This is a genomic window from Rhizobium sp. 3T7 (assembly GCF_020166565.1).
GTDB lineage: Bacteria > Pseudomonadota > Alphaproteobacteria > Rhizobiales > Rhizobiaceae > Rhizobium.
On sequence record NZ_JAIQXS010000018.1, the window covers coordinates 89399 to 109617 of the forward strand.

21 protein-coding genes are annotated in these 20219 nt (G+C 60.0%); 6 read left to right on the forward strand and 15 right to left on the reverse strand.

Annotated elements, in window-relative coordinates:
* Positions 1 to 7 precede the first annotated feature (7 nt).
* The 8 genes from tsaE to K9B32_RS22005 form a co-directional block, all read right to left on the reverse strand.
* Entirely contained in the window at positions 8 to 1522 is a 1515-nt protein-coding gene (gene tsaE, locus K9B32_RS21970; RefSeq protein WP_224565973.1) for a tRNA (adenosine(37)-N6)-threonylcarbamoyltransferase complex ATPase subunit type 1 TsaE, read from the reverse strand.
* On the reverse strand, positions 1522 to 4104 hold the full coding sequence (locus K9B32_RS21975) for a PAS domain-containing sensor histidine kinase (protein ID WP_224565975.1): 2583 nt from the start codon (positions 4102 to 4104) through the stop codon (positions 1522 to 1524). The genes tsaE and K9B32_RS21975 overlap by 1 nt, the downstream gene beginning before the upstream one ends.
* Positions 4105 to 4307: 203 nt before the next feature.
* A complete protein-coding gene (gene ahcY / locus K9B32_RS21980) occupies positions 4308 to 5708 on the reverse strand; it encodes an adenosylhomocysteinase (RefSeq protein WP_224565977.1) in 1401 nt (466 codons plus the stop codon).
* Positions 5709 to 5875: 167 nt separating this feature from the next.
* The gene (locus K9B32_RS21985; protein WP_007798031.1) at positions 5876 to 6151 is read right to left on the reverse strand and encodes an HPr family phosphocarrier protein; all 276 of its coding nucleotides are present in this window, start codon (positions 6149 to 6151) and stop codon (positions 5876 to 5878) included.
* Between the two features lie 16 nt (positions 6152 to 6167).
* On the reverse strand, positions 6168 to 6569 hold the full coding sequence (locus tag K9B32_RS21990) for a PTS sugar transporter subunit IIA (protein WP_224565979.1): 402 nt from the start codon (positions 6567 to 6569) through the stop codon (positions 6168 to 6170).
* A 153-nt stretch (positions 6570 to 6722) separates the two neighbouring features.
* Positions 6723 to 7175 (reverse strand): HPr kinase/phosphorylase, encoded by a 453-nt coding sequence (locus K9B32_RS21995; RefSeq protein WP_224565981.1) that lies wholly within the window; start codon positions 7173 to 7175, stop codon positions 6723 to 6725.
* Positions 7172 to 8962: a stimulus-sensing domain-containing protein gene (locus K9B32_RS22000; protein ID WP_411969734.1), complete on the reverse strand. Its 1791-nt coding sequence runs from the start codon at positions 8960 to 8962 to the stop codon at positions 7172 to 7174. The genes K9B32_RS21995 and K9B32_RS22000 overlap by 4 nt, the downstream gene beginning before the upstream one ends.
* Before the next feature lie 79 nt (positions 8963 to 9041).
* Positions 9042 to 9773 (reverse strand): response regulator transcription factor, encoded by a 732-nt coding sequence (locus K9B32_RS22005; RefSeq protein WP_193385410.1) that lies wholly within the window; start codon positions 9771 to 9773, stop codon positions 9042 to 9044.
* A 342-nt stretch (positions 9774 to 10115) separates the two neighbouring features.
* Between K9B32_RS22005 and K9B32_RS22010 the strand changes: the two genes are divergently transcribed.
* The 3 genes from K9B32_RS22010 (at position 10116) to K9B32_RS22020 (ending at position 12870) form a co-directional block, all read left to right on the forward strand.
* Positions 10116 to 11726, forward strand: coding sequence for a phosphoenolpyruvate carboxykinase (locus tag K9B32_RS22010; protein ID WP_224565983.1), 1611 nt, complete (start codon positions 10116 to 10118; stop codon positions 11724 to 11726).
* 96 nt (positions 11727 to 11822) lie between these two features.
* A complete protein-coding gene (gene arfB / locus K9B32_RS22015) occupies positions 11823 to 12257 on the forward strand; it encodes an alternative ribosome rescue aminoacyl-tRNA hydrolase ArfB (RefSeq protein ID WP_224565985.1) in 435 nt (144 codons plus the stop codon).
* Between the two features lies 1 nt (position 12258).
* Positions 12259 to 12870, forward strand: coding sequence for an alpha-ketoglutarate-dependent dioxygenase AlkB family protein (locus K9B32_RS22020; RefSeq protein ID WP_224565987.1), 612 nt, complete (start codon positions 12259 to 12261; stop codon positions 12868 to 12870).
* Here the strand turns inward: K9B32_RS22020 and coaA are convergent.
* The 7 genes from coaA to hisB are packed head-to-tail and all read right to left on the reverse strand — an operon-like array spanning position 12867 to position 17517.
* Positions 12867 to 13862 (reverse strand): type I pantothenate kinase, encoded by a 996-nt coding sequence (gene coaA / locus K9B32_RS22025; protein ID WP_224565988.1) that lies wholly within the window; start codon positions 13860 to 13862, stop codon positions 12867 to 12869. The two genes, K9B32_RS22020 and coaA, sit on opposite strands and share 4 nt — an antisense overlap.
* Positions 13859 to 14182 carry a phosphoribosyl-ATP diphosphatase gene (locus K9B32_RS22030; RefSeq protein WP_224565989.1) on the reverse strand — a complete coding sequence of 108 codons (324 nt, stop codon included), beginning with the start codon at positions 14180 to 14182 and terminating at the stop codon, positions 13859 to 13861. Before K9B32_RS22030 ends, coaA begins: the two co-directional genes overlap by 4 nt.
* A gap of 15 nt (positions 14183 to 14197) precedes the next feature.
* A complete protein-coding gene (gene hisF, locus K9B32_RS22035; RefSeq protein ID WP_224565990.1) occupies positions 14198 to 14980 on the reverse strand; it encodes an imidazole glycerol phosphate synthase subunit HisF in 783 nt (260 codons plus the stop codon).
* Positions 14977 to 15726: a 1-(5-phosphoribosyl)-5-[(5-phosphoribosylamino)methylideneamino]imidazole-4-carboxamide isomerase gene (hisA, locus tag K9B32_RS22040; RefSeq protein ID WP_224565991.1), complete on the reverse strand. Its 750-nt coding sequence runs from the start codon at positions 15724 to 15726 to the stop codon at positions 14977 to 14979. Before hisA ends, hisF begins: the two co-directional genes overlap by 4 nt.
* Positions 15727 to 15752: 26 nt before the next feature.
* Entirely contained in the window at positions 15753 to 16403 is a 651-nt protein-coding gene (hisH, locus tag K9B32_RS22045; protein WP_224565992.1) for an imidazole glycerol phosphate synthase subunit HisH, read from the reverse strand.
* Positions 16403 to 16885: a DUF2628 domain-containing protein gene (locus K9B32_RS22050; RefSeq protein ID WP_224565993.1), complete on the reverse strand. Its 483-nt coding sequence runs from the start codon at positions 16883 to 16885 to the stop codon at positions 16403 to 16405. The genes hisH and K9B32_RS22050 overlap by 1 nt, the downstream gene beginning before the upstream one ends.
* Positions 16886 to 16908: 23 nt before the next feature.
* Positions 16909 to 17517 (reverse strand): imidazoleglycerol-phosphate dehydratase HisB, encoded by a 609-nt coding sequence (gene hisB, locus K9B32_RS22055; RefSeq protein ID WP_224565994.1) that lies wholly within the window; start codon positions 17515 to 17517, stop codon positions 16909 to 16911.
* Between the two features lie 178 nt (positions 17518 to 17695).
* Between hisB and hslV the strand changes: the two genes are divergently transcribed.
* From hslV to hslU, 3 genes are read left to right on the forward strand one after another with little or no spacing between them, the layout of a single operon-like run.
* Positions 17696 to 18223 carry an ATP-dependent protease subunit HslV gene (hslV, locus tag K9B32_RS22060; RefSeq protein ID WP_007797985.1) on the forward strand — a complete coding sequence of 176 codons (528 nt, stop codon included), beginning with the start codon at positions 17696 to 17698 and terminating at the stop codon, positions 18221 to 18223.
* Positions 18210 to 18731: a GNAT family N-acetyltransferase gene (locus tag K9B32_RS22065; RefSeq protein WP_224565996.1), complete on the forward strand. Its 522-nt coding sequence runs from the start codon at positions 18210 to 18212 to the stop codon at positions 18729 to 18731. The genes hslV and K9B32_RS22065 overlap by 14 nt, the downstream gene beginning before the upstream one ends.
* Positions 18728 to 20035 (forward strand): ATP-dependent protease ATPase subunit HslU, encoded by a 1308-nt coding sequence (hslU, locus tag K9B32_RS22070; protein ID WP_224565998.1) that lies wholly within the window; start codon positions 18728 to 18730, stop codon positions 20033 to 20035. The genes K9B32_RS22065 and hslU overlap by 4 nt, the downstream gene beginning before the upstream one ends.
* The last annotated feature ends 184 nt before the right edge of the window (positions 20036 to 20219 follow it).

The following is a 20219-nucleotide window of genomic DNA, read 5'->3' on the forward strand; positions in this document are numbered from 1 at the left end:
CAAGAAATTATGATTCGCCTGGCACTATTCCAGCCCTTACGAACCAGTCGCGCAAGGGGGCAAGCGTTTCGTGTTTCAACGCTACCGAAAGATAGGAGAGCGTGCGCGGCAGATGCTTCATGTAGGCGGGCTTTCCGTCCCTCTGCATCAAGCGAACCCAGAGGCCGGCAAGCTTGCAGTTGCGTTGCGTCGACATGATTGCCCAACTCTTCAGGAAGCGGGCCTCGTCGAATCGCCCCTGCGCTCTGCGCAGCGCTAGGTAGTCATCCATCAACTGCTGGAACAGATCGGGCGCGATTGTGACGCGCGCGTCTTGCGCGATCGAAGCGAGATCGTAAGCCGTGGGGCCGATCATCGCATCCTGGAAGTCGATCAATCCGACGCGCGCAACGCCCCTCTCGTTCTCTCGCCAGATTATATTCGGCGAGTGAAAATCACGAAGGAGAAGCCCCTTTTCGCAGGTCTCCAATTCGTCGATGAGCCCGTCCCAGATGGCGAGGTATTCATTGCGCTCCGCATCGCTGGCAGCAGCACCCCCGCGCCGCCAGGGGAGATGCCAGTCGAGAACGAGGCGCACTTCCATCTTCATCGCCGTTCGGTCGAAGTCCGGGATGTGGTGGACATGGCTATCCGTGACGCGGATGTCCTGCGGGATTGTCAGCGAATGGAGATGCGCTAGGCAAGCGACGCTTGCCCGGTAGCGATCGCCGATGGGCTGGCCTTGCGTATCCAGAACGCCGTCGGTGCCGAGGTCCTCCAGAAGCAGAATGCCTTGGTCATAGTCGACCCGGTAGACCTCGGGTGCGGCAAAGCCCTCCTGTCGCAGCACACTCGCAATGGCGACGAAAGGATAGGCATTTTCCGCGATATGCGCGACCTTCGGATATGGCTTGCCGTCCAAGACCGGCGGTCCTTCCGGAAGCGGTGGCCAGTCCATCAGGATACTTCGCGTCCCATCGTCGGTATAGACGGCCTCGTAGGCTCGAAGAGAGGCGTCGCCTGTCAGGAAACGACGCTTCGCGCCGGGATATCCCGCATCAACAAGGAAATCACGTATGGCAAGGATCCGCCGGATTCGCGCGGTCTGCTTTTCCGGTGCTGCAATGGTCACACGACGCCCTGGGCCCTCGTGCTCCAGCTTCAGTGCGATCCGGTCTGCTGGCAGCTCGTCGCTCGCCATCTCAGGCCACTCCACCAGACAGATGCCGTCCTGAAGTGCTTCATCGAAGCCGAGTTCTGTCAGTTCGGTCGGATCGCCGAGACGGTAGAGATCGAAATGTGCGACGGGTATGCGCAGATCATAGGCCTGCACTAGGGTGAAGGTGGGGCTTGGCACCTCAAGGTCGTCGTCAGCCGCCATCGCGCGAAGGAACGCACGGGCAAGTGAGGATTTCCCAGCGCCAAGGTCGCCCGAAAGGGCAAGGCAGTCTCCCGGCTTCAACGCCAGCGCCAGATCCTCCCCAAAGCGGATTGTCTCCGCTTCATCCTTCAGGAAGAGAGAAATGACAGGAGTACGCGCCATTATTCGGCTGCGACGGATGTCGGGAGATCGACCGAAGGAATCCGGCAGGTCACGATCGTGCCCTTGCCCGGTTGGCTGTCAATGGTGACCGTCCCATGGTGAAGACTGACGAAGCTGTCGACGATCGACAGTCCGAGCCCGGCGCCGCCTCTCTTGCCGCTCTTTGCGCCAGTCGAGAACCGGTCGAACACGTTGGCGATCATGTCCTGCGAAATGCCAGGGCCGCGATCGCGTACGGAGAAGACAAAATCCGTCCCCTCGCGTCTGCACTCGAGCGAGATCGACGAGCCTTCTGGAGAGAAGTTGGATGCGTTGGAAAGCAGCTTCACAAGGATCTGCTTCAGTCTCTGCGGATCGGCAACGAGTGATCCCAGATGTGCTGGAGCGGTAATCTCGAGCGTCACGCCGCTTTCCTGAAGCCTGTCGGCGATCTGCATCGATACGTCGTCGAGCAGGTCTCCGAGGTCGATCGGCGAGTAATTGAGCCGCATGATCCCGGCATCGACCGTGGCAAGATCGAGGATGTCGTTGACCAACGTCAGCAGGACGGAAGAGGAGGTCGAGATGTGATCGATGTATTCCGCCTGCCGGTCGTTCAGCGGTCCGAGGCCCGGCGTGCGCAGCAGATCGGTGAAGCCGATGATGTTGGTCAGTGGCGAGCGCAGCTCATAGGAAACGTGCTGGACGAAGTCGTTTTTGAGCTCGTCCGCCTTGCGCAGCGCTTCGTTCTTTTCCGTCAGGGCGCGCTCGGCTCGGACGCTGTCGGTCATGTTGACGAAGGTCAGCATCGTCTGTGCATTCGGCAACGGAATGACGGCGTAGTCGAGCACGAGACCTGAGAACAGCTCGAGCGTTCCCTGGCTGGAGCGGCGCTCGTCGTCGAAGCTGGTGATCAGCTCTGCAAAGGTCTTCCATCCGTCAGGACGGTCATAGGACTGAGAGCATGCCTCGCCAAGGGCGCGGATATGCGTGCTGGGTTTTGCCTCGGCCTCAGTGATTCCCCAGAGTGCTCGGAATGCGGGGTTTGAGAGGCGAATGCGCCCGTCCGGCCCAAAGACAGCAACACCCTCCGAGAGATGGTCGATCGTCTCGCCTTGAACCTTGAGCAGCGTATTGTAGCGTGTCTCGAGGTCGACCTGTTCGGTCAGGTTCTCGAACACCCAAGTGGCGCCGCCCTGCGGATGCGCCGTCGCAAAGACCCGCAGTGTCTGCCCGTTCGGCAAGTGCCAGAGGTCTGACTGAGTATCGAGCGCCCGGTAGACCGAAAGCGCGGCTTCCTTCCAGGATTTCCAGTTCAGTTGGTCTGGCAGCTTCTTGGCCGCACGCAGGCGCTCCAGCAGTTCCGCATTGTCGGGGCGGCTCTCGAGGAAGGCGATGTCCAGCTCCCAGAGGGAGACGAAAGCCTGGTTGTAGAACTGTAGCCGACGTTCGCCATCGAAGATCGCCACCGGCGTTGCGAGATGATCGAGTGTTTCGGCGTGGCTTTTCAGCGTCCGCTCCAATTCGGCGCGAACAGCTTCGATGCCGGAAACGTCGACCGCTATGCCGGCGGAGCCGCTTGGGACTTTCACATCGACAACGTCGAAGAAGGTGCGGTTGCCACGCACGACGGTCGAGATCTTGTCGTGGAATGGCGATTCAGTCGTCGCCGTGGCGCGGATGCGCTCGCGGGCAACCGTGGTCAGGAACTCGCGGCCTTCACTGACCGCCTGCTCTGGTGTCGGGGCCTCTACGGCTTCGCCATAGGCGTGATTGACCCAGGTCAGCCGCCCTTCGGTATCTCGCTGCCATGCCGGCAGATCGATTGCATCGAGCATGCCCTGGAACGCTGAGATCGACGACAACAGCCTGTCCCGTTCGATCTTTAGCTCGGCAAGTTCGGCACGAAGATTGTTCAGCGCGACAAACCGGACGAATGCCCGACCGCCGGAAACCCGGCCTTGCGCTTCAAGGATTTCCTCACGGTGGGTTTCAACGACCATGTCGAAGCTGTGGGCTGACCCGCGCAGGCCGTCGATCGCGTGCTCGAGCTCGGATGCAGAGCGGGACTTGAGCCACAGGCCGAAAGCAAGGAATTCGCTGTCCTGCGGTGCCCCGGTTTCGGCTGGAAGCTGACCGATAAGCTCAGGACGCTCATTGCCATCCCAGATTACAATCCGGCGATTCTTGTCGGCAATCAGCGCCTGATACTGCGAGATGCGCTGCTGCGCGTCCGAGAGGGCCGAGCGGATTTCACGGCTTTCGCTTTCGAGGTTGCCGCGCTGGCGTACAACCCAGAGAGTTGAAAGCAGCGCGGCGGAGATTACGCCGATGACGACGGAGAGGCCGACAACCTGCGACGAGGTGAAGAGATGCGCGGATGCGACAGCCTCGGCCCCGACCTGCGCGAAAACCGGTGGCGCAATCGATGCGATTGCGGTGCCAGCGGCAAAAATCCGCGCCACACGAGCCAATATTCCTGGCTTTTCGGTGACGGTCTTTGAACTGTCGACAGGTTTCCGTTCACCTGAATAGAGCGGGCAGGAACCAGCGTGAGCGCCGTCCTCCGCCTGTTCGACCAGGCTGTGCATCATTTCCGACATGCGCGGTATGTCTCCGTCCTTTAATGTGCCGCATCACGACAAGACATCCCATTTTCGAAGCAAACGGACACGTCCGTGGCCACGAATCGAGTGTTAAAACAATACTTCGGAAGGGAATCGGCGGGAAGGTGTGTGTCAAAAAATAAGGGCGCCGCATTTGTCAATGCGGCGCCCTCTAGATGTTGTGGATATTGATTTAGGGATCAATATCTGTAGTGGTCTGCCTTGTACGGACCTTGCGGCGTGACGCCGATATAGGCTGCCTGTTCTGCAGAAAGCTGAGTCAGCTTCACGCCGAGCTTGTCGAGATGCAGGCGTGCAACCTTTTCGTCGAGGTGCTTCGGCAGGATATAGACTTGGTTCTGGTACTGGCCGGGCTTGGTAAAGAGCTCGATCTGCGCCAGCGTCTGGTTGGTGAACGAAGCCGACATGACGAAGGACGGATGGCCCGTGGCATTGCCGAGGTTGAGCAGGCGGCCTTCGGAAAGAAGGATGATGCGGTTGCCCTTCGGGAATTCGATCAGGTCGACCTGCGGCTTGATGTTGGTCCACTTCAGGTTACGCAGGGCCGCAACTTCGATTTCATTGTCGAAGTGGCCGATGTTGCCGACGATCGCCATGTCCTTCATCTGACGCATGTGGTCGATGCGGATGACGTCCTTGTTGCCTGTTGTGGTGATGAAGATGTCCGCCGAAGACACGACGTCTTCAAGCGTGACGACCTCGAAACCGTCCATGGCTGCCTGGAGCGCGCAGATCGGATCGACTTCCGTGACCTTGACGCGGGCGCCGGCACCCTGAAGCGAAGCGGCCGAGCCCTTGCCAACGTCGCCATATCCGCAGACGACGGCGACCTTGCCAGCCATCATCACGTCCGTGCCACGGCGGATGCCGTCGACCAGCGATTCCTTGCACCCGTACTTGTTGTCGAACTTCGACTTGGTGACGGAATCGTTGACGTTGATCGCCGGGAAGGGCAGGAGGCCCTTCTGGCTGAGCTGGTAGAGGCGGTTGACGCCTGTCGTGGTCTCTTCAGTCACGCCCTTGATGGCATCGCGCTGCTTTGTGAACCAGCCCGGCGATGCGGCCAGACGCTTCTTGATCTGTGCGAAAAGGATTTCTTCCTCTTCGGAATGCGGGTTTGACAGCACGTCCTCGCCGGCTTCAGCGCGTGCACCGAGCAGGATGTACATCGTGGCGTCGCCGCCATCATCAAGGATCATGTTGGAAAGGCCACCGTCAGCCCACTGGAAGATCTTGTCGGTGTAAACCCAGTAGTCTTCCAGCGACTCGCCCTTGATGGCGAAAACCGGAACGCCGGCAGCAGCGATCGCGGCTGCGGCATGATCCTGCGTCGAGAAGATGTTGCACGAGGCCCAACGGACCTCGGCGCCCAGTGCAACGAGCGTTTCGATGAGAACGGCCGTCTGGATCGTCATGTGCAGCGAACCGGTGATGCGTGCGCCCTTGAGCGGCTTTGCTTCGCCGAATTCGGCGCGGCAGGACATCAGGCCCGGCATCTCGGTTTCTGCGATCGTGATTTCCTTGCGGCCGAAGTCCGCGAGGCCGATGTCGGCGACGACATAATCTTTTTCAGTGCTCATTGGGTTCTCCAGGCTGAAAAGCGGCTCAAAATTCGAAAGCGCACGTGCATGCGCCAGATGGCGTCCACGCTGCATGCGCGGCTATGGTGGCCGTTTAGCAGGCTTCTATGACGAAGGCAATAATGATATAAAGAAGTCTTTATATGTTTATATGAGCCGCGAGGGGCTCACATTTCCTCGCCGAACCGGTTCTGGATCAGCTCGTCGAGCGCGTCGAGCGCCTGTGCTGCCTGGTTACCGCTGGCGGAAACAAGGACGCTGGAACCGGGGCTTGCCGCCAGCATCATCAATCCCATGATCGACGTTCCGCCGACCGTCATTCCGTCTTTCGACACGGTGATGGCGGCATCGAAATTCTCCACCAGCTGAACGAACTTTGCCGAAGCGCGTGCGTGCAGTCCGCGCTTATTGATGATCAGAATTTCTCGGGAGAGTGCCGTCATGGGCGCGGTGTGCTCACTATTTGCCACTGAGGACGCGGCTCGCGACGTTGATGTATTTCCGTCCGGCTTCGGAGGCTTCGGCGAGTGCCTTTTCCATGTTGTTCTCGCCGCGTACGCCGGCAAGCTTGATCAGCATCGGCAAATTCATGCCGGCGATGACTTCCGTGTGGCCACTGCTCATGACGGATATTGCCAGGTTGGAGGGGGTGCCACCGAACATGTCAGTCAGGATGACGACTCCATGGCCGTCATCGGCGCGGGACACTGCTTCCAGAATATCTTGTCGCCTCTGGTCCATGTCGTCTTCGGGACCGATACAGACCGTTTCGATGAATTTCTGAGGACCGACGACGTGTTCGACCGCATGACGAAACTCTTCTGCCAGCTTGCCATGAGTGACAAGCACAAGTCCGATCATGATACTACTGCTCCTAATGGCATATGCAAACGGTGGGCCCAATATCGCAATGCAGCAATCGCGTCCACCGTGGGGGCACATCTTGGCGATGAAAAGCCGAAGCGCAAGACAAAAATACGACTTTATAGGCCGGATTTGCCGATTTCGCAGGCATTACTCTCCGATATCGGGCGCTTTTGCCATCAATACCGCCAGCGGCAAGGGAGTATTAGCCAGCAACCGAATGACTGGCAGATCTATGCCGTCGGCAATGGTCGTCCGCTCACTTTCAGGCGGCAACCGTTTTTCTCCGGACACGCTTCCCGGAAGAACAGCATAGTGCATCACCGCGCTTTCCGTGTGCGGCAGTCGGACGATGCCGGTGCCGCGCAATTCGATCAAACCGGCAATCGTGGCAGGGCACGTCGCTATCACCGTTCCATCCTGTTTTGAGATCAGCACTTGGTCGTCGGCAACGAGTATCGCCGACATGCCCATGCGCTGCGCTTCGTTGATGCAAGCAAAGGCGAGCATCGACTTTCCCCATCCCGAAGGACCCATGAAAAGAAGACCGGTGCTGCCGACGACGATAGCGGTTGCGTGGATGTTCGAAGGGGTGTCCGTCATGCGGTGGTATTGGCGGGAAGGGCGAGGATGAAGCGCGCTCCGAGCAGCTTTTCGCTCTCGGGATCGATAATGTTCTCCGCGCGCAGCGAACCGCCATGTGCCTCGGCGATCTGGCGGCTGATTGACAGGCCGAGGCCAGAATTCTGCCCGAAGCCCTCAGATTCCGGCCTATCGGTATAGAAGCGCTCGAAAATACGATCGATGTTTTCGGCCTGAACCCCCGGCCCGTTATCCTCGACGTAAACGATGCAGCGAGAGCGCGTTCTGACCAGCCGCACGGTAATCCTGCCGTCATGCTCCGGCACGAAGGAGCGCGCGTTCTCAATCAGGTTCGTAACGATCTGGCCGATGCGCAGGTCGTGGCCGTTCACCACGAAGCGCGTCTTGACGCCCGGCTTGCGCTCGATGGCGAACTCAATCTGCACTTCTTTCTTACGGCTACGGATCTGCCGCGACACGTCGATGAGGTCGCGAAGCAGGATTTCCAGATCGACCGAACCTGCATCGACCCGCGCCAACTCGGCATCGAGACGGGAGGCGTCGGAAATATCGCTAATCAGACGATCCAGCCTGCGAACGTCATGCTGGATGACATCAAGCAGCCGCTTCTTGGAATCGTCCGTTTTGGCGAGCGGGAGTGTCTCGACGGCACTGCGGAGCGACGTCAGCGGGTTTTTCAGTTCGTGGCTGACGTCGGCCGCAAAGCTTTCGATCGCGTCGATACGGTCGTAGAGAGCCGTTGTCATCTCGCGCAGCGCAATTGAGAGGTTGCCGATCTCGTCCTGACGTGCGGAAAAGTCCGGAATTTCCTCGCGCTCCTTTGCGCCGCGGCGAACACGAATGGCGGCGGCGGATAGACGCCGCAGTGGGTTGGCGATTGTCGAAGAGAGAACGAGAGACAGCAGAACGTTGACAAGCGTCGCGACCCCGAACACGCGCATGATGCCGAGGCGCTCGGCGTGGACGATGTTATCGATATCGCCTGCTTGCGTGGACAACAGCAGCACACCGAGAACAGCGCGGAAGCGCTGGATCGGAACGGCGACCGAAACGATCAGCTCGCCTTTCTCCGTGGTGCGAACCACGGCGCCGCGCACGCCGGTCAGCGCGTTCATCACCTCGGGATAGATGGAGCCATCACCGCCCGGCGCTTCCTTGTACAGCGGCAGGTTTCCAGGCTGCAGAACCTTGTTGAAGATCGTCGTGAACCACTGGCTCCAGGTCTGCTCCTCGTCATCCACCGGCGGCAGATCAAAACGCAGGACCTGGCCGCGCGAATAGAGGTGGCGAGAGTCGAGCAGCAGGTTGGCGTCGGCATCGAAGATGCGCGCACGGGTTCTCGTCGGTGAAATCAAGCGGCGCAAGACTGGCGCGACCTTTTCCGGGTCGATCGGGAACTCGAGGTCCTCGTCGTTCGGCACCGGGGTAATGCTCTGGCCAGCCTGCAGTTCGAGCAGCTTTTCCGGGTCGATCGTGATCGAGTTCGTGTCGACCGAAGCGGAAGCCGAGACGGCGCCCGCGATGATTTCGCCCTGCGTCAGAAGGCTTTCGACGCGGGCGTCGATCAGCCCTTCACGGAACTGATTGAGATAGAGAATGCCGCCGACGAGAACGACAAGCGCCGCGAGATTGAAGAAGAGGATGCGGCGTGTCAGGCTGGAAAAGACGGCATTGCCGAAGATGCGGCGGATGATCGTGAAGGGATGCGACCAGCGTCGTCCCCTGACGCGGCGACTGCTTACGCCTTCCGCCTCATCCAGATCCCTTTCCTGCACCAACTGTGCCAACGACAGGCCCTTTCGGAGAGCGGGCCGCTTTCGCGATCACCAGCTCTCGACAAATCTCAGATGCCGCGCCGCTTTGGCGTCAGGCTGCTTCGCGGAAGCGGTACCCCACTCCGTAGAGCGTTTCAATCATATCAAAGTCGGTATCGACCATCTTGAATTTCTTGCGGAGCCGCTTGATGTGGCTGTCGATGGTGCGATCGTCGACATAGACCTGCTCGTCATAAGCCGCATCCATCAATGCGTCACGGCTTTTGACGACGCCCGGACGCTGGGCCAGCGAATGCAGAATGAGGAATTCGGTCACCGTCAGCGTCACCGGCTCACCTTTCCAGGTGCAGGTGTGGCGTTCCTGGTCCATGACCAGTTGGCCGCGCTCCAACGAGCGAGCAAGCTGCTGTGCTGTGCCCGGTTTTGGAGCAGCACCGCCGGCCGCGGCGGCAGCCTCGCGGCTCGATGCGCGGCGCAGGACGGCGCGCACACGCTCGACTAGCAGACGTTGCGAGAACGGCTTGGTAATGAAGTCGTCGGCGCCCATCTTCAGGCCAAACAGCTCATCGATTTCCTCATCCTTGGAGGTGAGGAAGATAACCGGCATGTCGGATTTCTGTCGCAGGCGGCGCAGGAGTTCCATGCCGTCCATGCGAGGCATCTTGATGTCGAAGATGGCAAGATGCGGCGGGCGGGCGAGGAGACCGTCGAGGGCGGAGGCGCCATCGGTGTAGGTCTCGACCTTATATCCTTCGGCCTCGAGTGCGATCGATACCGAGGTGAGGATATTGCGGTCGTCGTCAACGAGCGCGATTGTCGGCATGGTATTCGTCTCCGTCATCCTATGCGCGTCTCCAGGTATTTGGAAGGTCCCCAGGCGGCCTTTGTGAACCGGATGCGCTTATGGGGATAAAGGTGGAACAAATTGTGGCAAAGATAAAGGGTGAGATTGTTGTAAAGTTTTGATGGCAACCAAAAGTGGTGCCTGCATATGATCCGGCCACTTCTGATTCAAACGATTTAAAATATAGCGGGAAAATTTAAATCGATTAATAGTTTGATATTACTACGTTTTATTGATTTTTTGCTATTGCGTTTTAAAAAAACCGCCCGTACGGTCAGCCTCAGTTCTTAACTGCACGAGCCTCAAGGGAAGGGAAAGACCATGGAGCTGTTCGGAGTCCACAACCCGGCAATAGAGCTGGCGACGATCGGTTTGGGGGGTGCAAATAGCGCTCGCTATAACTTTACGGCCGCCTCCCTCTATGAAGAATCGATTCGCCGGGGTGAGGCTGAACTCACCGCCCATGGTGCGTTGCGCGCCTTGACGGGTCAGCACACCGGCCGCTCGCCGAGGGACAAGTTCGTCGTTCGTGATGCCAACACCGACGGTCAGATCTGGTGGGACAACAACAAGCCGATGTCGCCGGAGAACTTCGCGCTCCTGAAGCAGGACATGCTCGCGCACGCCGCCGGCAAGGATCTGTTCGTTCAGGATCTCATCGGCGGTGCCGATGAGAAGAATGCGCTACCGACGCGTATCGTCACCGAGTTGGCCTGGCATTCGCTGTTCATTCGTAACCTGCTGATCCGCCCGGAGCGCTCGACCCTCAAATCTTTCGCTCCGAAGCTTACGATCATCAACTTGCCGACCTTCAAGGCCGACCCCGAGCGCTATGGCTGCCGCACGGAAACCGTCATCGCTTGCGACCTGACGAATGGCGAAGTGCTGATCGCCGGCACCTTCTATGCCGGCGAGATGAAGAAGTCGGTTTTCACCGTGCTGAACTATCTGCTCCCGGCAAGGGGGGTGATGCCGATGCACTGCTCGGCCAATGTTGGCCCGGCTGGCGATGCCGCGGTCTTCTTCGGCCTCTCGGGCACCGGCAAGACGACGCTCTCGGCCGATCCAGCTCGCACGCTGATCGGTGACGACGAGCATGGCTGGGGCGAGGACGGCATCTTCAATTTCGAGGGTGGCTGCTACGCCAAGACCATCCGTCTGTCGGCGGAAGCGGAACCGGAAATCTATGCAACGACGCAGCGGTTCGGCACCGTTCTCGAAAACGTCGTTCTGAACGATCAGCGCGAACCTGATTTCAACGATGGCTCGCTGACGGAAAACACGCGCTGTGCCTACCCGCTGGATTTCATTCCGAACGCCTCGAAGACCGGTCTTGCCGGTCACCCGAAGACGATCATCATGCTGACTGCCGATGCCTTCGGCGTCATGCCGCCGATCGCCAAATTGACGCCGGATCAGGCCATGTACCACTTCCTGTCGGGCTACACTGCCAAGGTGGCCGGCACCGAGCGGGGCGTGACCGAGCCGGAAGCGACCTTCTCGACCTGCTTCGGTGCGCCGTTCATGCCACGCCATCCGTCGGAATACGGCAATCTCCTGAAGGATCTCATCGGCCGCCACGGGGTCGAATGCTGGCTGGTCAACACCGGCTGGACCGGCGGCGCTTACGGCACCGGAAAGCGCATGCCGATCAAGGCAACGCGCACGCTGCTTGCCGCAGCGCTCTCGGGCCAACTCGGCAAGGCGGACTTCCGCGTTGATCCGAATTTCGGCTTCGCGGTTCCCGTCGCGGTGCCGGGCGTCGAGACGGCTATCCTCGATCCGCGTTCCACGTGGCAGGATCCGGTCGCCTATGACGCACAGGCCGGCAAGCTCGTGACGATGTTCATCGAGAACTTCGCCAAGTTCGAAGGCCACGTCGATGGCGGGGTGCGCGATGCGGCCCCGGGGTTTCGCGCCGCGGCTGAATGACGCGCCAAAACATTGATGATTCACGTGAAACCCGGCGGCGTTCGCCGGGTTTCTTTGTCTGTTCCCAAGCGCCGGCCGATGTGAGATAGAAATCGCATGGCCAGCGACCCGCTTTACATCAACGATCGAATCACCATCGCCGGATGGGAGCTGACGGAGCAGTTCGTCCTGGCAGGTGGCCCCGGCGGACAGAACGTCAACAAGGTCTCGACATCAGTCCAGCTGTTCTTCAACATTCCCAACTCACCCTCCCTGAATGAGCGCGTGAAGGTGAATGCCGTGAAGCTTGCTGGCAAGCGCCTGTCGAAAGAAGGTGTGCTGATGATCGAGGCAAACCGCTTCCGCAGCCAGGATCGCAACCGCGAAGACGCGCGGGAGCGGCTGAAGGAGCTGATTCTCGAGGCGGCAAAGCCGCCGCCGCCGCCCCGTAAGAAAACCAAGCCGACAAAAGGATCGATCGAACGCCGGCTGAAGGAGAAGTCGGGCCGCGCCGAGGTGAAGAAGATGCGTGGGCGCCCGCCCGGAGATTGATATGCTGAAGCTGCCGAACGGCGTCAGTCACCTTCCGGCCTATCTGGACCGAGCGCGGCAGCAGGCATTGGTCGATATCATCCGGTCGATCGTGGCGGATGCACCGCTTTTCGTGCCCGTCATGCCAGGCACCGGCAAGCCGATGTCGGTGCGTATGACGAATTGTGGGCCGCTCGGCTGGGTCACGGACAAGGAGCGCGGCTATCGCTACCAGCCAACTCATCCCGTTACGGGCAAGCCATGGCCGGATATGCCCGCGGACTTGCTGGAAATCTGGAACGACGTCTCCGGCTACGACAAGCCTCCGCAGGCCTGCCTCATCAACTTCTACTCCGACGAGGCGCGCATGGGCCTGCATCAGGACAAGGACGAACAGGATCTCGCAGCACCGGTGGTGTCGATATCGCTCGGTAATAGCTGCCTCTTTCGCGTCGGTGGTCTAGCGCGCAACGACCGTACGCTTTCCTTCAAGCTTTCAAGCGGCGATGTCGTGGTCTTGGGCGCGGAAGGGCGCCTTTGTTTCCACGGCGTCGACAAGGTCCATCCATCGACATCGACACTGCTGAAAAACGGTGGCCGGATTAATCTCACGCTTCGCCGGGTAACGCCTTAGAGTTTCCTCAGGGCCACCTGTTCGATCAGGTGATTGTTGCCCTTGCGCAGGATCAGGTCGGCGCGCGGACGCGTCGGCAGGATGTTTTCCCGCAGGTTCTTCAGGTTGATGTTTTCCCAGAGGCCTTCGGCGATCGTCAGCGCCTCTCCCTCGCTGATCGAAGCATAGCGATGGAAGAAGGAGTGGGGATCGCGAAACGCCGTTTCGCGCAGCCGCATGAAGCGCGTGACGTACCAGTCGTGAATCCGGCTTTCGTCCGCATCGATGTAGATGGAAAAGTCGAAGAAGTCAGAGACCATGGGCACGATCTTGCCACCGGCCGGCAGGTCGCGCGATTGCAGGACGTTGATGCCCTCGAAGATCAGGATGTCCGGCCTGTCGACAATCTTGTATTCGTTCGGCAGGACGTCATAGACCAGATGCGAATAGGATGGCGCTTTGACGTTCGGCTGCCCGGCCTTGATCGCGGCCAGGAAGCGCAAGATCGCGCCGGTATCGTAGCTCTCGGGAAAGCCCTTGCGCTGCATCAGGTTTTCACGCTGCAGTACGGCGTTCGGGTGCAGGAAGCCGTCGGTGGTCACGAGATCCACCTTCGGGCTGGATGGCCAGCGCGTCAGCAGTTCCTTCAGGATACGGGCAGTTGTCGATTTGCCGACGGCCACCGAACCCGCGATGCCGATCACGAACGGCGTCTTCGCGACGTCCGAGAGACTGAGGAAGCGGTTGCGCTGCTCGAAAAGCAACTGCGACGATTCCACATGGGCAGAGAGAAGGCGCGAAAGCGACAGATAGATCCGCCGCACTTCATCAAGGTCGATCGGGTCGCCCATGGAGCGCAGCCGCTTGACCTCGTCCCCTTTTAGGGTCAGCGGTGTATCCGCACGGAAGCGCGCCCATTCCTCGGAGGAAAAGAAGTGGTAGGGCGAATAGGCATTCGCCTGAAAATGATCGAGCGTCTCGGGCGCTCCGATGAGCTGTCTAGCGATACTCATGTACTTTGCCGGCTCGCCTTTTCCTTCAGGCCTGATTGAGCGGTACGGCGCTCAAGCTCCGCCATGACAGTTTGCAACGGAATGCCCGCCACCTTCAATACGACCAATAGGTGATAGAGCAGGTCGGCGGCTTCATAGGTGAGGTTCTCGCGGTCATCGGCGATCGCCGCCATCACGGCCTCGATTGCCTCCTCGCCGAGTTTCTTGGCAGCTTTCGGCTGACCGGCGGAAACAAGCTTTGCCGTCCAGGATTCCTCCGGCGAGGCCTTGGATCGTGCATCGACAATCTTTTCCAGGTCGGCGAGGGTAAATTCACTCATGATTCCGCTTTCCACTCAGTCCAGACGCATGTCGATGCCGCAGGACGACATATAGCGCTTCGCTTCGCCGACGGAATAGGTGCCGAAGTGGAAGATCGATGCGGCCAGAACGGCGTTGGCATGTCCTTGCTTGACGCCCGCCACGAGATCGTCGAGGTCGCCGACGCCGCCCGAGGCGATAACCGGCACCCGGACCGAATCCGCAATGGCCCGCGTCAGCTCGAGATCGTAGCCGACCTTCGTTCCGTCGCGGTCCATCGAGGTAACAAGCAGTTCACCGGCCCCACGCTCGACCATTTTGCGAGCGAAATCCACAGCGTCGATGCCGGTCGCATTGCGCCCGCCATGCGTATAGATCTCCCAGGCGCTGACAACGCCTTGCGCCGGCGTAGTGCGTCGCTTTGCGTCGATCGAAACGACGATGCACTGGTCGCCGAACTTGTCCGCCGCTTCCGCAACGAAATCCGGATTGTTGACAGCGGCCGAATTGATCGAAACCTTGTCCGCGCCGCAAAGCAGCAGCTTGCGAATGTCAGCGATGGTGCGAACGCCGCCGCCGACCGTGACAGGCATGAAGCACTGCTCGGCGGTACGAGCCACGACGTCGAAGATCGTTTCGCGATTGTCCGAAGAAGCGGTGATGTCGAGGAAGCAGAGCTCGTCGGCGCCGGCAGCATCATAAGCCTTGGCGGCCTCGACCGGATCTCCGGCATCTACCAGATTGACGAAGTTGACACCCTTGACGACGCGGCCGTCCTTGACGTCGAGGCAGGGAATGACACGGGCCTTCAGGGTCATTGCGCAATCTCCTTTGCGCGTGCGGCCGAAATCAGCGCTAGCGCCTCTTTCGGATCGATACGTCCATCATACAGCGCGCGGCCGGAGATCGCACCTTCGAGCTTGCGTGCGTCGGGCTCGAGCATCCGCTTCACGTCCTCGATCGAAGCGAGGCCGCCGGACGCGATCACCGGGATCGATACGGCTTCGGCAAGTTCGAGCGTCGACGCCCAATTGATGCCGGCGAGGATGCCATCGCGATCGATGTCGGTATAAATGATCGCGGCAACGCCGGCACCTTCGAATTTCTTCGCCAGCTCGATGACGCCGAGCTCGGATGCTTCGGCCCAACCCTCAACGGCAACTTTGCCGCGCTTGGCATCGATGCCGACGGCAACGCGGTCGGGAAACTTCTTGCAGGCTTCGATCACCAGTGCCGGATCGCGAACGGCAATGGTGCCGAGAATGACGCGGGCGAGGCCACGCGACAGCCAGTTCTCGATATGGTCGAGCGTGCGGATGCCACCGCCGAGCTGGACGGGGTTCTTCGTCGCCTTCAGGATCGCATCGACCGCCGCGCCATTGACGCTTTCACCGGCAAAAGCGCCATTCAAATCAACGACATGCAGCCACTCGAATCCCTGATCTTCAAACGCCTTCGCCTGGGCGCCAGGGTCGGGATTGTAGACGGTCGCTTGGTCCATATCGCCGAGTTTGAGGCGAACACACTGACCGTCTTTGAGGTCGATCGCAGGAAATAGGATCATTCTGTCTGTCCTTGCAGTGCGCGAGCCTAAGGCTTCCAGCGCAGGAAATTGGCAATCAGGGCGAGGCCGAGCTTCTGGCTCTTTTCGGGATGGAACTGGGCTCCCGCTAGGTTGTCGCGGCCGACGAAAGCAGTGATCGGCCCGCCGTAATCGGCCGTCGCAACTACGTCGCCGGGGTTCTTCGCCGCCAGATGATACGAATGCACAAAATAGGCATGCAGCCCATTCGGCCCGGTCGGAATGCTGTCGAACAGCGGGTGAGGGGATTTCAGATCCAGCGTATTCCAGCCGATTTGCGGAATCTTCAGATTGGCGTCCGCAGGCGTCATTTCAACGACATCACCGGGAATCCAGTCGAAACCATCAGTGACAGTCTTCTCGAGACCGCGCGACGACATCAGCTGCATGCCGACACAAATGCCAAGAAACGGCCGGGCCTTCTTCTCGACCGCATCGATCAGTGCTTCCGACATACCGGAAACGGCATCGAGCCCGCGCCGGCAGTCGGCATAGGCGCCGACACCCGGCAGCACCACGCGATCGGCGGCCGCTACGGCCTCGGCCCTGTCAGTCAGATCGATCACAGCATCGATGCCGGCTTCCCGCGCGGCTCGTTCGAAGGCCTTTGTCGCCGAACGCAGATTGCCGGAACCGTAATCTATAATTGCGACGCGCATCAGCGTCCTCCATCAAAACCAAAGAGACCGAGCGAGGTGGCGCTGCCGTGCCGCGGGGCATGGGATGTGGGATCCCATTGCGGCGAGGGCGCCGCGCGGCTGTCGGCGTCGGTCGGAACATTCGAAAAGTAGATCTCTTCCGCGGTCCGCAGCGAGTCGACCGAAACCAGGTCGGCTTCGTCCCAGCCCTTCGCGACCAGATTGCGTACACGAAGATTCTGGCCCTCGAGCGCGACCAGCAGACTGGTGCCGAAGGTGATGGCGACGCCGACTGGCCAGAGGTCTGCGCGGTCTGCCAGAGCACCGCCGAGGCTCTGCAGGAGAAATGCCGCGATGGCGTAATACCAGAGCCGGTGGAAGGCCAGCCATATCCAAGGGAAGAGAAACCCGAGCACGGTGAACCCGTCGCGGATGAAGCGCGTCTTCTCGTGGTTGGTGTCCGTTCCGCCGGGCGCGGTCAGGACCAGGTAGCTGGAAGTCATATCGTCAAGCTCCCTCGGGGGGCTCAGACGAGCGTGCCCTTCGTCGAGGGAACACGGCCCGCCTGCCTCGGATCTATCTCTGTCGCCGTACGCAGCGCGCGGGCAACGGCCTTGAAGCATGTCTCTGCAATATGGTGGTTGTTGGCCCCATAATGGTTGAGAATGTGCAAGGTGATGCCGGCGTTCTGGGCAAGCGCCTGGAAGAATTCGCGAACGAGCTCGGTGTCGAATGTGCCGATCTTCGGCGCGCTAAAGGCGACGTTCCAGACGAGGAAGGGACGACCGGAAAGGTCTACGGCTGCCTTCGTCATCGTCTCGTCCATGGCGAGATCGATCGATGCGTAGCGCGTGATGCCGCGGCGGTCGCCGAGTGCCTTGGCAATCGCCTGGCCGATCGCGATGCCGGTGTCTTCGACCGTGTGATGATCGTCGATGTGCAGATCACCCTCGGTCTCGATCTCCATGTCGATGAGCGAATGTCGTGACAACTGGTCGAGCATATGGTCGAAAAAGCCGACGCCGGTCGAAATCTTCGACTTTCCGGTGCCGTCGAGATTGACGGAAACGGAAACCGAAGTCTCGTTCGTCTTGCGGGACACGGTGCCCGTGCGGCTTGTTGTGGTCTCGGCCATATGGCTGCTCCATCGGAAATACGGGCGTTCCTTATCAGGCAAGCCGCCAAATATCCAGAACTGCGGAGCCAGAAAACGACACCATTTGCAATCGGCATTCACGCACTTACATAGGGCTCCACAGGGCCGGTGTTCGGCCCGACGTAACGAGCCCGGGCAGACGGGCAAAGGTGTATTGATGACAACGATTATTACAGTCCGAAAGGGCGGCAAGGTCATCATGGCCGGCGACGGCCAGGTGAGCCTCGGCCAGACCGTGATGAAAGGCAATGCCCGCAAGGTGCGGCGCATCGGCAAGGGCGAAGTCATTGCCGGTTTCGCGGGCGCCACCGCGGACGCCTTCACGCTTCTCGAGCGGCTTGAAAAGAAGCTCGAGCAATATCCGGGCCAGCTGATGCGCGCGGCCGTCGAGCTCGCCAAGGATTGGCGCACGGACAAGTATCTCCGCAATCTCGAAGCCATGATGCTCGTCGCCGACAAGCAGGTGACGCTGGCGATCACGGGCAACGGTGACGTTCTTGAGCCGGAGCATGGTGCCATGGCGATCGGTTCGGGCGGCAATTTTGCGCTCGCTGCAGCTCGCGCCCTGATGGACACGGACAAATCAGCGGAAGAGGTGGCGCGTCGCGCCCTCGATATTGCCGCCGATATTTGCGTCTACACGAACCATAGTGTGGTGGTGGAAACCCTGGATGCTGAAAGCTGAGCACGCCCCGAATTGCCGTTTCCGCGACATCAGCCATGAGGATTTTGGCCTCGTGGCAAAATGGCTGGCAGAGCCGCATGTTGCGAAATGGTGGGGCGCGCCCGAGACAGAGCTTGCGTCGATCGAAGAGGCGATGGAGAGCGTCGAGACAAGGCCGATGATCGTGGAAATGGATGGGCAGCCGATAGGCTACCTGCAAAGCTATGATCCTCATCTGGAAGACGGTCATCCCTATCAGGATCAGCCGAAGGGGACGCTGGGCGTCGATATCTCGATCGGAGTTCCCGAGCTGACGGGCAAGGGTCATGGCACGGCCATCATCCGCCAGTTGGCGGCTGAGCTCTTTGCGAGCGGCGCCAGGCGCATCGTGATCGATCCGGATCCCGAAAACCGTCAGGCGATCAGGGCCTACGAAAAAGCAGGCTTCCACTACGTCGATACAAGAACTTCCATTTACGGTCCGGCGCATTTCATGGCGTTGGACGCACCCGGAGTAACGGACACATGACCACTTTTTCCCCTCGCGAGATCGTTTCCGAGCTCGATCGCTATATTATCGGCCAGCATGAGGCCAAGCGCGCGGTGGCAATCGCGTTGCGCAATCGCTGGCGCCGCCATCAGCTCGATCCAGATCTGCGCGACGAAGTCATGCCCAAGAACATCCTGATGATCGGTCCGACCGGTGTCGGCAAGACGGAAATCTCCCGCCGTCTCGCCAAACTGGCGGGTGCGCCCTTCATCAAGGTCGAAGCGACTAAGTTCACCGAAGTCGGCTATGTCGGCCGCGACGTCGAGCAGATCATCCGCGACCTCGTCGAGGTCGGCATCGGGCTCGCCCGCGAGAAGAAGCGGAGCGAAGTTCAGGCCAAGGCGCATATGAGTGCGGAAGAGCGCGTTCTCGATGCGCTCGTCGGCGCCACCGCCTCGCCGGCGACGCGCGACAGCTTCCGCAAGAAGTTGCGCAGCGGCGAACTTGACGACAAGGAGATCGATATCGAAATCGCCGATACCGCCACCGGCATGGGTGGCTTTGACATTCCGGGCATGCCTGGCGCCAACATTGGCGTGCTCAACCTTTCCGAAATGTTCGGTAGGGCGATGGGCGGCCGCACCAAGAAGGTCCGCACGACGGTCAAGGCGTCCTATACGGATCTGATCCGTGACGAGTCCGACAAGTTGATCGACAACGAAGTCATCCAGCGCGACGCGGTCCGTGCGGTCGAGAATGACGGCATCGTCTTCCTCGACGAGATCGACAAGATCGCTGCTCGCGACGGCGGGATGGGTGCTGGCGTTTCGCGAGAAGGCGTGCAGCGCGACCTTCTTCCGCTGGTCGAAGGTACGACGGTGTCGACGAAGTACGGCCCAGTGAAGACGGACCACGTCCTTTTCATCGCCTCCGGCGCATTCCATGTCTCCAAGCCGTCCGATCTGTTGCCGGAATTGCAAGGTCGTCTGCCGATCCGCGTCGAGCTGCGCGCGCTCACCAAGGAAGACTTCCGCCGTATCCTGACGGAAACCGAGGCGAGCCTTATCCGCCAGTACAAGGCGCTGATGGAGACCGAGGGCCTCAGCCTCGAGTTCACGGATAACGGCATCGATGCCTTGGCCGATGTCGCTGTCCACCTGAACTCCTCGGTCGAAAACATCGGCGCACGCCGCCTTCAGACCGTCATGGAACGTGTTTTGGATGAAATCTCCTTCAACGCTCCGGATCGCGGCGGCTCGACCGTGACGATCGATGCCGACTATGTCCGCGAGCACGTCGGCGACCTAGCGCAGAACACTGATCTGTCCCGCTTCATCCTGTGATGAACAAGCATCGGGTCATGTCTTTGCTGATGTGATGCCGCGATTTTGACAGTTTGAACTCTCGACAGCGGGCCCTTTACTTTTTAGTGAAGGGCCCGTTTAGTTGGGGGCGCCAGCATCATTCGGCCAAGATTGTGGTCCAGTCAGCGCGTTTAACGACAATGCCATGAACCGATGGGAACGC